Origin of the sequence: Catellatospora chokoriensis, from assembly GCF_011297315.1 — a bacterium.
GTDB classification, from domain to species: domain Bacteria; phylum Actinomycetota; class Actinomycetes; order Mycobacteriales; family Micromonosporaceae; genus Catellatospora; species Catellatospora citrea.
In genome coordinates this window covers 27858-41471 of record NZ_JAAOTI010000048.1, presented here as the reverse complement: position 1 = coordinate 41471, position 13614 = coordinate 27858, and the positions used below count along the sequence as shown (strand labels likewise).

General features: G+C 71.4%; 13 protein-coding genes. 5 read left to right on the top strand and 8 right to left on the bottom strand.

Features of this window, described 5'->3' with window-relative positions; translation table 11 throughout:
• The coding region (miaB, locus tag HAV39_RS40545) for a tRNA (N6-isopentenyl adenosine(37)-C2)-methylthiotransferase MiaB (protein ID WP_191844388.1) at positions 1-1511 on the bottom strand (1511 nt) is incomplete at its 3' end.
• A 146-nt stretch (positions 1512-1657) separates the two neighbouring features.
• On the opposite strand from miaB, the gene HAV39_RS40540 reads away from it, so the two are divergent.
• The 4 genes from HAV39_RS40540 to HAV39_RS40525 all read left to right on the top strand — a co-directional run bounded on the left by HAV39_RS40540 (position 1658) and on the right by HAV39_RS40525 (position 5045).
• Positions 1658-2401 (top strand): amino acid ABC transporter ATP-binding protein, encoded by a 744-nt coding sequence (locus tag HAV39_RS40540; RefSeq protein ID WP_191844387.1) that lies wholly within the window; start codon positions 1658-1660, stop codon positions 2399-2401.
• 83 nt (positions 2402-2484) lie between these two features.
• A complete protein-coding gene (locus HAV39_RS40535; RefSeq protein WP_191844386.1) occupies positions 2485-3345 on the top strand; it encodes a glutamate ABC transporter substrate-binding protein in 861 nt (286 codons plus the stop codon).
• A gap of 73 nt (positions 3346-3418) precedes the next feature.
• Positions 3419-4093 carry an amino acid ABC transporter permease gene (locus HAV39_RS40530; protein ID WP_191844385.1) on the top strand — a complete coding sequence of 225 codons (675 nt, stop codon included), beginning with the start codon at positions 3419-3421 and terminating at the stop codon, positions 4091-4093.
• A 37-nt stretch (positions 4094-4130) separates the two neighbouring features.
• Positions 4131-5045 (top strand): amino acid ABC transporter permease, encoded by a 915-nt coding sequence (locus tag HAV39_RS40525; protein WP_191844384.1) that lies wholly within the window; start codon positions 4131-4133, stop codon positions 5043-5045.
• 135 nt (positions 5046-5180) lie between these two features.
• Here the strand turns inward: HAV39_RS40525 and rny are convergent, their stop codons facing one another.
• The 6 genes from rny to HAV39_RS40495 form a co-directional block, all read right to left on the bottom strand.
• The gene (rny, locus tag HAV39_RS40520) at positions 5181-7037 is read right to left on the bottom strand and encodes a ribonuclease Y (protein ID WP_191844383.1); all 1857 of its coding nucleotides are present in this window, start codon (positions 7035-7037) and stop codon (positions 5181-5183) included.
• Positions 7038-7539: 502 nt separating this feature from the next.
• Positions 7540-8235, bottom strand: coding sequence for a regulatory protein RecX (locus tag HAV39_RS40515; RefSeq protein WP_191844382.1), 696 nt, complete (start codon positions 8233-8235; stop codon positions 7540-7542).
• A gap of 26 nt (positions 8236-8261) precedes the next feature.
• Positions 8262-9311 (bottom strand): recombinase RecA, encoded by a 1050-nt coding sequence (gene recA / locus HAV39_RS40510; protein ID WP_120321744.1) that lies wholly within the window; start codon positions 9309-9311, stop codon positions 8262-8264.
• Positions 9312-9529: 218 nt separating this feature from the next.
• Entirely contained in the window at positions 9530-9730 is a 201-nt protein-coding gene (locus HAV39_RS40505; RefSeq protein ID WP_120318595.1) for a DUF3046 domain-containing protein, read from the bottom strand.
• 4 nt (positions 9731-9734) lie between these two features.
• Positions 9735-11027, bottom strand: coding sequence for an MFS transporter (locus HAV39_RS40500; RefSeq protein ID WP_239120741.1), 1293 nt, complete (start codon positions 11025-11027; stop codon positions 9735-9737).
• 169 nt (positions 11028-11196) lie between these two features.
• The gene (locus HAV39_RS40495) at positions 11197-11703 is read right to left on the bottom strand and encodes a GNAT family N-acetyltransferase (RefSeq protein ID WP_191844381.1); all 507 of its coding nucleotides are present in this window, start codon (positions 11701-11703) and stop codon (positions 11197-11199) included.
• A gap of 84 nt (positions 11704-11787) precedes the next feature.
• On the opposite strand from HAV39_RS40495, the gene HAV39_RS40490 reads away from it, so the two are divergent.
• Complete coding sequence (locus HAV39_RS40490; RefSeq protein ID WP_120318593.1) at positions 11788-12093, top strand: TFIIB-type zinc ribbon-containing protein; 306 nt, start codon at positions 11788-11790, stop codon at positions 12091-12093.
• A gap of 142 nt (positions 12094-12235) precedes the next feature.
• Here the strand turns inward: HAV39_RS40490 and HAV39_RS40485 are convergent, their stop codons facing one another.
• Positions 12236-13567: an aminotransferase class I/II-fold pyridoxal phosphate-dependent enzyme gene (locus HAV39_RS40485; RefSeq protein WP_191844380.1), complete on the bottom strand. Its 1332-nt coding sequence runs from the start codon at positions 13565-13567 to the stop codon at positions 12236-12238.
• Positions 13568-13614: the final 47 nt, after the last annotated feature.

The following is a 13614-nucleotide window of genomic DNA, read 5'->3' as shown; positions in this document are numbered from 1 at the left end:
GAGGCGGTGGGGGTGGGCTGGGTGGGGGGTTTGCCGATGGTGGGCAGGCCGAGCATGACGCCGGCGGTGCGGGCCACGCGGCCCGCCTCGTAGGCGTCGCCGGCGCGGGTGCGCCGGTGCGAGACCAGCGCCCCGTCGCAGTTCAGGTGGTGCGGGGCGGCGTAGTCGACCACCGCGTGCACGATGTCGCCCGGCCGGACCAGCGGAACCTGCTCCGGGGACACCGCGAAGTGCACCAGCCGGCCGTCGCGGGCGCGGCCCGACATCCGCCCGGTGGCCTGGTCCTTGCGGCCCTCGCCGACCGCGACCAGCACCTCGACCTCGCGCCCGACCAGCTTCTTGTTCTCCGCCCAGGTGATCTCCTCCAGGGTGGCCACGAGCCGCTCGTAGCGCTCCTGCACCACCGCCTTGGGCACCTGGTCGTCCATGGTCGCCGCGGGCGTGCCGGGCCGGATCGAGTACTGGAACGTGAACGCGCTGGAGAACCGCGACTCGCGCACCACCCGCAGCGTCTGCTCGAAGTCCGCCTCGGTCTCGCCGGGGAAGCCCACGATGATGTCGGTCGTGATGGCCGCGTCCGGCATGGCCGCGCGCACCTTCTCGATGATCGACAGGTACCGGTCGGACCGGTACGAGCGCTTCATCGCCTTCAGCACCGCGTCGGACCCGGACTGCAGCGGCATGTGCAGCGAGTGGCAGACGTTGTCCGTCTCGGCCATCGCCTCGATCACGTCGTCGGTGAACGCCGCCGGGTGCGGGCTGGTGAACCGCACCCGCTCCAGCCCCTTGTCCCGCAGCTGCCCGGTGGCCCGCAGCAGCTTGCCGAACGCCAGCCGGTCGCCGAACTCGACGCCGTACGTGTTGACGTTCTGGCCGAGCAGGGTCACCTCCAGCACGCCCTCGGCGACCAGCGCCTCGACCTCGGCGAGCACGTCGCCGGGGCGGCGGTCCTTCTCCTTGCCGCGCAGGCTGGGCACGATGCAGAAGGTGCAGGTGTTGTTGCAGCCGACCGAGATCGACACCCAGCCGGAGTAGGTCGACTCGCGCCGGGTCGGCAGCGTCGACGGGAAGACCTCCAGCGACTCCAGCAGCTCGACCTGCGCCTGCTCGTTGTGGCGGGCCCGCTCCAGCAGCACCGGCAGCGAGCCGATGTTGTGGGTGCCGAACACCACGTCGACCCAGGGCGCCTTCTTGACGATCTCACCCTGGTCCTTCTGCGCGAGGCAGCCGCCGACGGCGATCTGCATGCCCGGGTGCTTGTCCTTGACCGGGCGCAGGTGGCCGAGGTTGCCGTAGAGGCGGTTGTCGGCGTTCTCGCGCACCGCGCAGGTGTTGAACACGACGACGTCCGGCGTGCGGCCGGGGTCCGCGGCGGGGTCGAGCCGCACGTATCCGGCACCGTCGAGCAGGCCCGAGATGCGCTCGGAGTCGTGCACGTTCATCTGGCACCCGTACGTGCGCACCTCGTAGGTGCGGGCGGGCGCGCTCTGGGTTTCAGGCTGACTGGTCATCTCAATCGACCAGGGTATCCGGTCGCGGGCACGGGTACGGAATCCGGGGAAGTTACCCGGCTGTGACCATCCAGCGCCGTTGCCGTCACCCCGGCGGCCCTAAGGTCGGTGGGACGACGATGTACGCACGCCGAAAGGACGGTGGCATGTCCCACGAACCGCTCATTGTGCTGGACGCGGTGAACAAGTGGTTCGGAGACCTGCACGTGCTCCGCGATGTGAGCCTCACGGTTGACCGCGGCGAGGTGGTCGTGGTGATCGGCCCGTCCGGCTCGGGCAAGTCGACGCTGTGCCGTGCCGTCAACCGGCTGGAGACGATCAACTCGGGCTCCATCCGCTTCGACGGGAAGGAGCTGCCCGCCGAGGGCCGCGCCCTGGCGAAGCTCCGCAGCGAGGTCGGCATGGTCTTCCAGTCGTTCAACCTCTTCGCCCACATGAGCATCCTCGACAACGTGATGCTCGGGCCGGTCAAGGTCCGCGGTGAGGCGAAGTCAGCGGCCCGTGAGCGTGCGCTCGCACTGCTCGACCGGGTGGGCATCGCCAGCCAGGCCGACAAGCTGCCGGTGCAGCTGTCCGGCGGCCAGCAGCAGCGGGCCGCGATCGCCCGCGCGCTGGCCATGCAGCCCAAGGCGATGCTGTTCGACGAGCCCACCAGCGCGCTGGACCCGGAGATGGTCGGCGAGGTGCTGGAGGTCATGACGTCGCTGGCCAAGGAGGGCATGACCATGATCGTGGTGACCCACGAGATGGGCTTCGCCCGCGCCGCGGCCGACCGGGTGGCCTTCATGGCCGACGGGCAGCTGGTCGAGCAGGCGCCGCCCGCCGAGTTCTTCGGCAACCCGAAGAGCGAGCGGGCGCGCGACTTCCTGTCCAAGGTCCTGCAGCACTGACAGACTCCGCCGCCTCACCAGGCGGCGGCATGGAACGCCTGACGTCGCTCACGCGGCGCGCGGGCCCATAGGGAGGGACACCAATGCGCATCAAGCGTCTTGCCGCCATCGCGGCCGTCGCCGTGCTCGCGTTCGGGGCCGCCGCCTGCGGCAGCGACAGCGACACGCCGAGCACCCCGTCCGGCGAGAGCCCGCTGGTCGCGAAGGCGAAGGCCGGCCAGCTCAAGTTCGGCGTCAAGGCCGACCAGCCGGGCCTCGGCCTGCAGGCCGGCAGCGCGTACGAGGGCTTCGACATCGAGATCGCGAAGATCATCGCGAAGGGCCTGGGCGGCGACGCCGCCAAGAACACCTACGTGACCACCGTGTCGGCCAACCGTGAGCCCTTCATCCAGACGGGCCAGGTGGACATCGTCGTGGCGACGTACACCATCAACGACGACCGCAAGAAGAAGGTCAACTTCGCCGGTCCGTACTTCACCGCCGGCCAGGACCTGCTGGTCCCGACCGCCTCCACGATCACCGGCCCCGAGGGCCTGGACGGCAAGAAGGTCTGCTCGGTCACCGGCTCGACCCCGGCCAAGCGGATCAAGGAGAAGTACCCGAAGGTGCAGCTGCAGGAGTTCGACGCCTACTCCAAGTGCATCGAGGCGCTGAACACCGGCACCGTCGACGCGGTGACCACCGACGACATCATCCTCGCCGGCTACGCGGCGCAGTCGCAGTACGCGGGCAAGTTCAAGCTGGTCGGCAAGCCGTTCTCCAGCGAGCCCTACGGCATCGGCCTGAAGCTCGAGGACAAGGCCGGCTGCACCAAGATCAACGAGATCCTGAAGGCGTCGGTCACCAGCGGTGAGTACAAGGCGGCCTGGGACGCCACGCTCGGCAAGAGCGGCACCCCGGCGCCGACCCTGGACGTCTCCAAGCTGACCAACTGCCCCGCCTGATTTACCCCCGGGTGGGACGGGCACACGCCCGTCCCACCCGTTTCATGAAGTCCGAACTTTCTGGAGGAGCGGGATGGACGTCTTCCTCGATCCGGCGAACCGGCAGGCGTACCTCGACGGCTTCTTGACGATCCTGAAGCTGACCGGCGCGTCCGCGCTGCTGGCGCTCGTGCTCGGCATGCTGCTGGCGGCCTGCCGGGTGTCGCCGGTGCCGGTGCTGCGCGCGCTCGGCGCGGGCTGGGTGCACCTGTTCCGCAACACCCCGCTGACGCTGGTCATCCTGTTCTGCTTCTTCGGCCTCTACAGCGCGGTGGGCGTGGAGTTCTCCGAGGACATCCACGTCAACAACTACTGGCTGGCGGTGACCGGCCTGTCGGCGTACACGGCCGCGTTCGTCTGCGAGGCGATCCGCTCCGGCATCAACACCGTGCCGGTCGGGCAGGCCGAGGCCGCCCGCGCGCTGGGCCTGTCGTTCAGCCAGAACCTGCGCCTGATCATCCTGCCGCAGGCCATGCGCTCTGTCGTCGCGCCGCTGGGCAGCATCCTGATCGCGCTCACCAAGAACGCCACCATCGCCGGGGTCATCGGCGTCGCCGAGGCGTCCAGCGCGATGAAGGCGCTCATCGAGAGCAACGGCGACCAGACCATCGCGATCTTCGCGGTGTTCGCGCTGACCTTCGTGGCCCTACTGGTGCCGGTCGGCTACGCCTTCAGCGCCCTGGCCAACCGCCTGGTGGTGCGCCGATGAGCCGCACCCCGTCCCGCCACGACGTTCTCCAGGAGGCGTGATGAGCGCGAGCGTGCTCTACGACCACCCCGGCCCCCGCGCCCGGATGCGCAACCGCGTGCTCAGTGTCGTGTTCGGCCTGCTGCTGGTCGCCGGGCTGTACGGGATCTACCGCGCGTTCGACAGCACCCAGCAGTGGACCTGGGAGAAGTGGCAGCCGTTCTTCGAGACGGTCACCGTCAACGGCCAGACCGCCAACTTCTGGACCGACTACGCCCTGCCCGGCCTGCTCGCCACCCTGGAGGCCGCGGCCACCGCGATGCTGCTGGCGCTGGCCTTCGGCCTGGTGTTCAGCGTCGCGCGGCTGTCGGAGCACCGCTGGATCCGGGTGCCCGCGGGCGTGGTGGTGGAGTTCTTCCGCGCCGTGCCCGTCCTGCTGATGATCTTCTTTCTGTCGTTCGGCGGGTTCTGGGTCTTCGGCACGCTGATCCCGCCGTTCTGGTCGGTCGTCATCGGTCTGACCCTCTACAACGGGTCCGTGCTTGCCGAGGCGTTCCGGGCCGGCATCCGGGCCGTGCCCAGGGGGCAGTCGGAGGCGGCGTACAGCCTCGGCCTGACCAAGGGCCAGGTCATGCGCATGATCCTGATCCCGCAGGCGGCCCGCAGCATGCTGCCGGTGATCGTCAGCCAGCTCGTCGTCGTGCTCAAGGACACCGCGCTGGGCTACATCGTCTCCTACCCCGAGCTGATGCTCGAGGGCAGCAAGGGCTACGCCGTGTTCACCAACGCGGTGCCGACCTTCATGGTCCTCGCGCTGATCTACATCGTGATCAACGGCCTGCTGACGCTGGTCGCGCACCTGCTGGAGCGCCGCGCCAACCGCCTCGGCGTCACCAACCCCGCCACCAAGGCGGCCACGGCCGCGACGGCGGCCACCGGCCTGGGCGGCGGAGGCGGCGGCAGCGGAGCCTGACCGCCCCCTCCCGCCCCTCCCGCACCACCTCCAGCACCGACAAGATCGCTGTCTAGTGTCAGAACCTGAGGCCAGACCTGAGGTTTTGACACGAGACAGCGATCTTTGCTTCCGCCGGAACCAGCGGCGGCTCGGTCAGCGGGCGATCTCGGTGGTGCGGGACTCGCGGACGACGGTGATACGGATCTGGCCGGGGTAGGTCAGCTCCTCCTCGATCTGCTTGGCGACGTCGCGGGCGAGCACGGCCGCGCCGATCTCGTCGACCTCCTCGGGGCGGACCATGACCCGGATCTCCCGGCCGGCCTGCATCGCGAAGACCTTGTCGACGCCGCTCTTGGCCCCGGCGATCTCCTCGATGCGCTCCAGCCGCTTGACGTACGCCTCCAGCGACTCCCGCCGGGCCCCCGGCCGCCCGCCCGAGCAGGCGTCCGACGCCTGGGTCAGCACGGCCTCGATGGTCTGCGGCTGCACCTCGTTGTGGTGCGCCTCGATCGCGTGCACCACCTCGTCGCTCTCCCCGAAGCGCCGCGCCACGTCCGCGCCGATCAGCGCGTGCGAGCCCTCCACCTCGTGGGTGAGCGCCTTGCCGATGTCGTGCAGGAACGCCGACCGCTTGATCAGCTCCGGGTCCAGCTTCAGCTCCGAGGCCATGATCCCGGCGATGTGCGCCGTCTCGACCAGGTGCTTGAGCACGTTCTGCCCGTACGACGTGCGGTAGCGCAGCCGCCCCAGCAGGGTGACCAGCTCCGGGTGGATGTCGGTGATGCCGACCTCGACCAGCGCGTCCTCCGCAGCGCGCTGGCACATCCGCTCGACCTCGAACCGGGCGACGTCGTACACCTCCTCGATGCGGTGCGGATGGATCCGCCCGTCGAGGACCAGCTTCTCCAGGGTGAGCCGGCCGACCTCCCGGCGCACCGGGTCGAAGCAGGACAGCAGCACTGCCTCGGGGGTGTCGTCGATGATCAGGTTGACCCCGGTGACCGTCTCGAAGGCCCGGATGTTGCGGCCCTCCCGGCCGATGATCCGGCCCTTCATCTCGTCGCTGGGCAGGTGCAGCACGCTGACCACGCTCTCGGCGGTCTGCTCGCTGGCCACCCGCTGGATCGCGTCGACCACGATGTGCCGGGCCCGGGACTCCCCGGTGGACCGGGCGTCGGCCTCGATGTCGCGCACCAGCAGCGCGGCCTCGCGCTTGGCCTGGTTCTCGATCGTCTCCACCAGCTCGCTCTTGGCCGCGTCGGCGGTCAGCCCCGCGACCCGCTCCAGCTCCTTGCGCCGCTGCTCCTGCGCCTGGGCCAGCTCCTGCTCCTTGCCCTGCAGGCCCAGCTCCCACTTGGCCAGCTCGGCCTCGGCGGCGGCGATGCGGCGGTCGCGCTCGGCCAGCCGCTCGGCCTCCTCGACGTTCTGGCGCTCCCGCTCGGCCAGCCGCTCGGCCTCGGCGGCGTGCAGCCGCTCCCGCTCGTCCAGGCGCTGCAGGCGGCGCTCGGCCTCGGCGGCCTGGTCCTTGGCGGTGGAGGTGAGCATCGCGATCTCGCGCTCGCCGGTGCGCCGCGCGGTCGACCGGACCTGCTCGGCGTCCTCCTCGGCCTGGCGGTGCGCCCGCTGCAGCACGGTGTCGGCCTCGGCGTGGGCCGCGTCCAGCACCCGCTGCGCCTCGGCGCGCGACGTGGCCACCTCGGCCTTCGCGGCGGCGTTCTCGGCGCGTACGGCGGTGGCCTCGGCGCGGGCGGCGGCCACGGACCGGCGCTCGGCCTCCAGGGCGGTCTGCGCGTCGGAGACGGAGTTCTGCAGCTCGACCAGGGTCTGGCGCTGGCGCTCGCGCTCTGCCACGGCTTCCGGGTCGTCCACGATCACGCTCAGCGGCTGACCGGTCGGGGCGGTGGGAGCGGCCAGCCGGCGCACCAGGCGCACGCCGACCGCCAGCATCCCCGCCACCATCAGCGCGAGGAGGACGATCGCCGCCAGCAGCAGCCCTTCCATCGTGGTCATGCCACTCGCCCGTCGTACTCGGTCATGGCCCGCCTCCTGACGTTCCGAACCGCCGACACGGTGGTGCCGGCGCGGAGGCAACCCGACCAGGTGTGCGGACCCGCCACACGACGCGCACGGCACGGCCCGGCGGCACCCGCCACAACGGCGGGCGCGACCGGCGCGCCAGAGCCCGCGAACCGCTACAACGGCCCTGAGCTGCGACTACATGTAGGCAGCCGCAGGGGTACGGCGGCTGCACGTGTCCTCACCAGGAAAAACTGTTGTCGTACTGTTACACGTTCTATGTTGTGTGGTTTAACACGAACTGGTCGGTGATACCTCTCCTGCGAGGCTAGGTTGCCGATGGCGGTCCGGTCAAGAACTCATGATCGGACACCAAGACGGACGCATCGCCCATTGTGTCCGGTTGTCAGGCAGGCGGTCGATGCCGAACCGTGACCTGACCGGCGAACCGACGCCCCACCCGGCGTGTCGCGAACCCGACCGACGGCCGAGAAATTCACTGCTCCGGCGTGTCGAACAGATCGGGGTCGAGCAGCTCCGCCAGCTCCGCGTCCTCGGCGCTGCGCGCGGCCAGGGCGTCCTTCACGGCACGCACCGCCACCCCGCCCGGGTAGCCCTTGCGCGCCAGCGCGCCCACCACGCGGCGGAACACCGCGTCCGGCTCGCCCCGCGTCGTGCGCAGCTTGCGCACCGCCAGCTCGTACGCCGTCTGCGCCTGGGTCTCGTCGTCCAGCTCGGCCAGCGCCTCGGTGACGACCTCCTGGTCGACACCCCGCCGCCGCAGCTCCTGGCCCAGCGCCCGGGACGCCAGCCCCTTGCCGTGGTGCCGGCTGGACACCCAGGCCCGGGCGAACGCCGCATCATCGATCATGCCGACCTCGTCGTAGCGGTCGAGCACCGCCTCGGCGACCTCGTCGGCCACGTCCTTGGCCCGCATCGCCGCGGCCAGCTCCGCCCGGGTGCGCGGCCGCACCGCGAGCTGGCGCAGACAGATCTCCCGCGCCACCTCGTGCGGATCCCGCTGGGCCTGCCGCTTCGCGGCCCGCTCGGCCCGGGGCGAGGCGTCGTCGGCCGGGCCGTCACCCTCGGGCGAGGCCGAGCCGTCGTCGCCGGGGCGCGCGGGCCGGGCCGGGGCGGGCGGTTTCGCGTCCCATCCCCGGCCGGTGCGCGCACCGCGGCGTCGTCCCACCATGGGTCCGTCGGCTCCTCAGGCGTCGATCAGAAGTCGACCGGCGGCAGCGCCGGGCCGCCCGCGGCGTCCGACACGCTCGACTGGCCGACGCCCAGCTTCTCCAGGATCTTCTTCTCGATCTCGGCGGCGACGTCCGGGTTCTCCTTGAGGAACTCGCGCGCCTTCTCCTTGCCCTGGCCCAGCTGGTCGCCCTCGTACGTGTACCAGGCGCCGGCCTTGCGGATGATGTTCTGCTCGACGCCGACGTCGATCAGCGAACCCTCACGCGAGATGCCCTTGCCGTACATGATGTCGAACTCAGCCTGCTTGAACGGCGAGGCGACCTTGTTCTTGACCACCTTGACGCGGGTGCGGTTACCCACGACCTCGGTGCCGTCCTTCAGGCTCTCGATGCGGCGGATGTCCAGGCGCACCGAGGCGTAGAACTTCAGCGCCTTGCCACCGGTGGTGGTCTCCGGGCTGCCGAACATGACGCCGATCTTCTCGCGCAGCTGGTTGATGAAGATCGCGGTGGTGTTGGAGCTGTGCAGGCCACCGGTCATCTTGCGCAGCGCCTGGCTCATGAGGCGGGCCTGCAGACCGACGTGGCTGTCACCCATCTCACCCTCGATCTCGGCGCGGGGCACCAGCGCCGCCACCGAGTCGATCACGATGAGGTCCAGCGCGCCGGAGCGCACCAGCATGTCCGCGATCTCCAGCGCCTGCTCACCGGTGTCGGGCTGCGAGACCAGCAGGGCGTCGGTGTCGACGCCGAGGTTCTTCGCGTACTCAGGGTCGAGCGCGTGCTCGGCGTCGATGATCGCCGCGATGCCGCCGTTGCGCTGCACGTTCGCGATCGCGTGCAGGGCCAGCGAGGTCTTGCCGCTGGACTCCGGGCCGTAGATCTCGACGATGCGCCCGCGCGGCAGGCCGCCGATGCCCAGCGCCACGTCCAGGGCGATGGAGCCGGTGGGGATGATCGCCATCTGCACCTGCGGCCGCTCGCCGAGGCGCATCACCGAGCCCTTGCCGAACTGCTTGTCGATCTGGGCGAGCGCCAGGTCGAGAGCCTTGCTCTTATCGGGGTTAGCCGCCATCTTCGTCGCCACCTCTTTTAGGGCACTGTCAGTCGCCGACTTCGCAGCCTTCTTCGTCACGCCGACACGCTAGGCGCTGGGTCCGACAAAGGCGATACGGGCACGCCGGGCCTGTGGACAACCACGGCATGCACAAAGCACTGGTTGTGGACGATAGCCGAACACGTGTACGAGCGCCATCCTGCCACGCCGTAGGTGTGCTCGCACACGCAAACCCGTCAGCGCAGGCGGCCGGGCACCCGTTCGGCGTACTGGTCGCACACGGCACGCCAGATGACGTGCACCTCCTCGCCGTCGGCCAGGGCGGTGTCGATCGTCCGCCCGCCCAGCTGCGGCAGCACCTGGTCGGCGGCGACGCTGGCGGCGTAGGCGGGGCCGAAGACCTCGGTCAGCCGCTCGTAGAAGTCGGTCCGTCGCATCGGGCTAGTCTGCCACCTTCACCGCGGCGAGCGTGGACGGCCGCAGCGCCAGCGCGATCAGCGGGATCGTGGTCAGCGCGGCGAGCAGGGCCAGCACGGCATACCCGGACAGCTCGACGACGATCCCCGACAGCACCCCGGCGCTCGCCCCGGACAGGCCGGTGACCAGGTCGGACAGGCCCTGCGCGCGGGCCTTGACCGCGGCCGGCAGCGATTCGGTGAACAGCGTCGACCCGGCGACCATGGTGCCCGACCAGCCCAGCCCCAGCATCAGCAGCGCGGCGGTCAGCAGCGCCGTGTCGTGACCGGCGGCGGCGGCGACCGCGCACGCGGCGATCAGCAGCGCGACCCCGCCCAGGATCACCGGCACCCGGCCCGCCCGGTCGGTGAGCCACCCCACCACCGGCGACAGCCCGTACATCCCGGCCACGTGCACGCTCAGCACGAACCCGACGATGCGCAGCGTGTCCGGGGCGCTGTGGGTCTCCCCGATGTGCACCGGCGTCATCGCCATCACCGCGACCATGACCAGGTGGCCCAGTGCCATCGCGGCCATGCCGAGCCGGGCGGCGGGCGAGGCCAGCACCGCCCGCGCCGCCGAGCCCAGCGTCTGCCGCTGCGCCCCGTCGGCCACGGCGGCGGGCGCGGGGTCCGTGGCCGCCAGGGTCTGGGCCGGCAGAGCCTGCGCCGTCAGCAGCGGGTCGGGGCGCAGGAACACGGTGAGCAGCAGCGCGCTGAGCAGGAACGACGCCGCCGCGAAGGCGAACGGGCCGGCCAGCTCGGGGATGCCGAACCGCGACAGCGTCCCGCCCAGCGGGGAGGCCAGGTTCGGGCCGATCACCGCGCCGAGCGTGGTGGACCACACCACCAGCGACAGCTGGCGACCGCGGCGGTGCGGCTCGGCCAGGTCGGTCGCGGCGTACCGGGACTGCAGCTTGGCGGTGCTGCCCGCGCCGAACAGGAAGAAGCCGACGAACAGCAGCGGGATCGAGTCGAGCAGCGCCGAGGCCAGCACCGCCACCCCGCCCACCGCGCCGGTGAGGTAGCACAGGGCCAGGCCGGGCCGTCTGCCGTACCGGCTCATCAGCGCCGCGGCGGGCACGGCCAGCACGCCGCCGCCGACCACCGCCGCGCTCTGCGCCGCCCCGGACAGGGCGGTGCCCGCCATCGCCCGGGTGAGCAGTGCGCCGACCGAGATGCCCATGGCCACGCCCAGGCCGCTGACGACCTCGACGACCATGAGTAGGCGGACGGTTCTGACCTGCACCGCGCTGCGCACGGCGACAGCGGACGTCATGAGGGGGCTCCCGGGGGCGTAAGGGGTGTGGGCGCTTCCCCTACCTTGCCTGATCCCCCGGCCCCGCGTCGCCCCGGGTTCCGGCGAAGATCGCCGTCCGGTGCCGAAATCTCAGGTCAAGCCGCAGATCTCGACACGAAACAGCGGTCTCCCCCCAGCAGCCGCCCGGCTACCGCAGGTCCTCGGGGAGCAGGTCCATCAGGAGCCCGTCGTGCCAGGAGCCGTCGGGGCCGAGCTCGTAGCGGCGCATCACGCCCACCGGCTGGAAGCCGACCTTGGCGTAGCAGGCGATGGCCGCGGTGTTGTCCGCGGCGGGATCGATGACGAGCCGGTGGTGGCCCAGCTCGTGGATCAGGTGCCGGGACAGCGTGCGTACGGCGTCCGAGCCCAGGCCGCGGCCGTGCACCACGGGGTCGAGGTACAGGTCCATGCCCGCGTGGCGGTACATGGCGTCGGTCTCCTCGTGCCACTGGATGGCACCGACGACCCGGCCCTCGTGCTCGATGACGAGCAGTTCGAGATCGGGATCGGCCAGGTCGTCCTTGATCTCCGCGACGAGGTCGTCGCCCTGCCACCGGACGCGGACCTCCGGCGTGGCCCGGATCGCGGCGAGGCCGTCCACGTCCTCCGGGCCGGCCGGCCGCAGCGTGACCCGATCGCCCTGCAACGTCGTCATGCCGTCACCGTACGGCGCGCTCCGCCTCCCGGCCCGCGGATTACCCATGATCGACTATGGACGCGACTGGGTACGCTCGGCCGCATGCAGATGACATGCCCGAAATGCCATGGACAGATGCGGCAGTACGAGCGCAACGGCGTCACCGTCGACCAGTGCACCGAGTGCCGCGGCATCTTCCTCGACCGCGGTGAGCTGGAGCGGCTGACCGCGGCCGAGAACGCCTGGCACGGCAACCAGCAGCATGCGGCCCCGCCGCCCCCGCAGCAGCAGCACGGCTACTCCGACCCGTCGTACCCCCGGCACGACCAGCACCGTTACGACGACCACGGCCACCACAAGAAGCACAAGAAGCACAACGAGTCCTTCTTCGAGGACCTCTTCGGCTGACCGACCCCGCGAGCGGGCCGCGACCTCGGCCCGCTCGCCCGCGCACCCACCGGATTTACATAGACGCTGGCCTATTACATCGATTATTAGTAGATCGAACTCGATGTGATAGGCCAGCGTCTATCGCCAGACGGAGTCGCGCTCAGCGCAGCACCGCCACCGCGGCCGGGTGCACGGCGGCGGCCACGGCCTCGGCCAGCGGCTCGACCTCCTCGGCCCGCAGGCTCGCGATGGTGATCCTGATCCCCGGCCCGGTCGCGGTGCGGTAGACGTGCCCGGGCACCACCGCATACCCGGCGTCGCGCAGCGAAGTCACCGCGCCGGTCTCATCAGCCACCGGCACCCACACGTTGATCCCGGTGCGCCCGCTCGCGGCGACTCCCCGCCGCCGCAACGCGTCGACCAAGCCGTCCCGGCGCGCGTCGTACACCCGCCCGGCCTCGGCCACCGCCCGCTCCGCCGCCGGGTCCTGCCACAGCTCCAGCAGGGTGCGCTGGAGCAGCCCGGAGACCCAGCCCGGCCCGAGCCGCAGCCGCCCCGCGACCCGCGACACCGTCTCCGGGTCCCCCGCGATCACCGCGCAGCGCAGGTCAGGCCCGTACGGCTTGCTGGCGCTGCGGACGAACGCCCAGTGCGCCCCGCCCGCGACCGGGTGCGACGGGACCGCCGCCAGCTCACCGGCGTGGTCGTCCTCGACCACGAACACGTCGCGCAGCAGCGGCCGCAGCTCCCGAGCCCGCGCCGCGCTCACCGCCGCGCCGGTCGGGTTCTGCGCCCGGGTCGTGATCACCGCGGCGCGCGCGCCGGCGGCGACCGCGGCTCGCACCCCGTCCGGCACCGGCCCCTGGTCGTCGACCGGCATGGAGACCGGCACCAGGCCCAGCGCCGCGATCAGGTTCAGCAGCGCGCCCCAGCCCGGATCCTCGACCGCCACCCGGTCACCGGCCCGCAACCGGGCGCCGAGCAGCCGGTCGATGCCGTCCAGGGCGCCACTGACCACGGTGTACGCCGCACCGTCCGGCAGCACGGGCAGCCGGGTGCGGGCGTGGTCGAGCAGTTCGGGCAGCGGCCCGGCATCGGCGTAGCGCAGCGGGGCCGCGCCTCCGGCGATCGCGTCGGCCACGCGGTGCAGCACCGGGGCGAGGTCGGGCAGCAGCGCCGGGGCCGGCTCGCCGTCGGTCAGGTCGCGCACGCCCGCGGGCAGCGGCACGGCGCGGGCGGTCCCGGCGGTCGCGATCGGCGTCACCGGGCGCACCCGGGTGCCGTGGCGGCCCGCGGTCACCACGATCCCCCGGTCACGCAACCGCTGGTAGGCGGCCGCGACGGTGGCCGGGCTGACGGACAGCTCCTCGGCCAGCGCCCGCACGCTGGGCAGCGCGTCCCCGGGGGCGAGCGCGCCGCGGCGCACGCCCTCCTCCACGCAGGACGCGATAGTCGTTGCCGTGCTCCCGGTGATCGGATATCGTACTGACACAAAGCAAAGTATGTACTAGTACATTATTCGAGTCAAGGAGGCGGGCG

What these genes read in the sequence shown, in the direction of transcription:
- recA (WP_120321744.1), bottom strand. Translation starts at nt 9,311, where the DNA reads ATGGCGGCTAACCCCGATAAGAGCAAGGCTCTCGACCTGGCGCTCGCC.
- HAV39_RS40535 (WP_191844386.1), top strand. Translation starts at nt 2,485, where the DNA reads ATGCGCATCAAGCGTCTTGCCGCCATCGCGGCCGTCGCCGTGCTCGCG.
- rny (WP_191844383.1), bottom strand. Translation starts at nt 7,037, where the DNA reads ATGACCACGATGGAAGGGCTGCTGCTGGCGGCGATCGTCCTCCTCGCG.
- HAV39_RS40505 (WP_120318595.1), bottom strand. Translation starts at nt 9,730, where the DNA reads ATGCGACGGACCGACTTCTACGAGCGGCTGACCGAGGTCTTCGGCCCC.
- HAV39_RS40515 (WP_191844382.1), bottom strand. Translation starts at nt 8,235, where the DNA reads ATGGTGGGACGACGCCGCGGTGCGCGCACCGGCCGGGGATGGGACGCG.
- HAV39_RS40495 (WP_191844381.1), bottom strand. Translation starts at nt 11,703, where the DNA reads ATGACGACGTTGCAGGGCGATCGGGTCACGCTGCGGCCGGCCGGCCCG.
- HAV39_RS40530 (WP_191844385.1), top strand. Translation starts at nt 3,419, where the DNA reads ATGGACGTCTTCCTCGATCCGGCGAACCGGCAGGCGTACCTCGACGGC.
- HAV39_RS40500 (WP_239120741.1), bottom strand. Translation starts at nt 11,027, where the DNA reads ATGACGTCCGCTGTCGCCGTGCGCAGCGCGGTGCAGGTCAGAACCGTC.
- HAV39_RS40490 (WP_120318593.1), top strand. Translation starts at nt 11,788, where the DNA reads ATGCAGATGACATGCCCGAAATGCCATGGACAGATGCGGCAGTACGAG.
- HAV39_RS40540 (WP_191844387.1), top strand. Translation starts at nt 1,658, where the DNA reads ATGTCCCACGAACCGCTCATTGTGCTGGACGCGGTGAACAAGTGGTTC.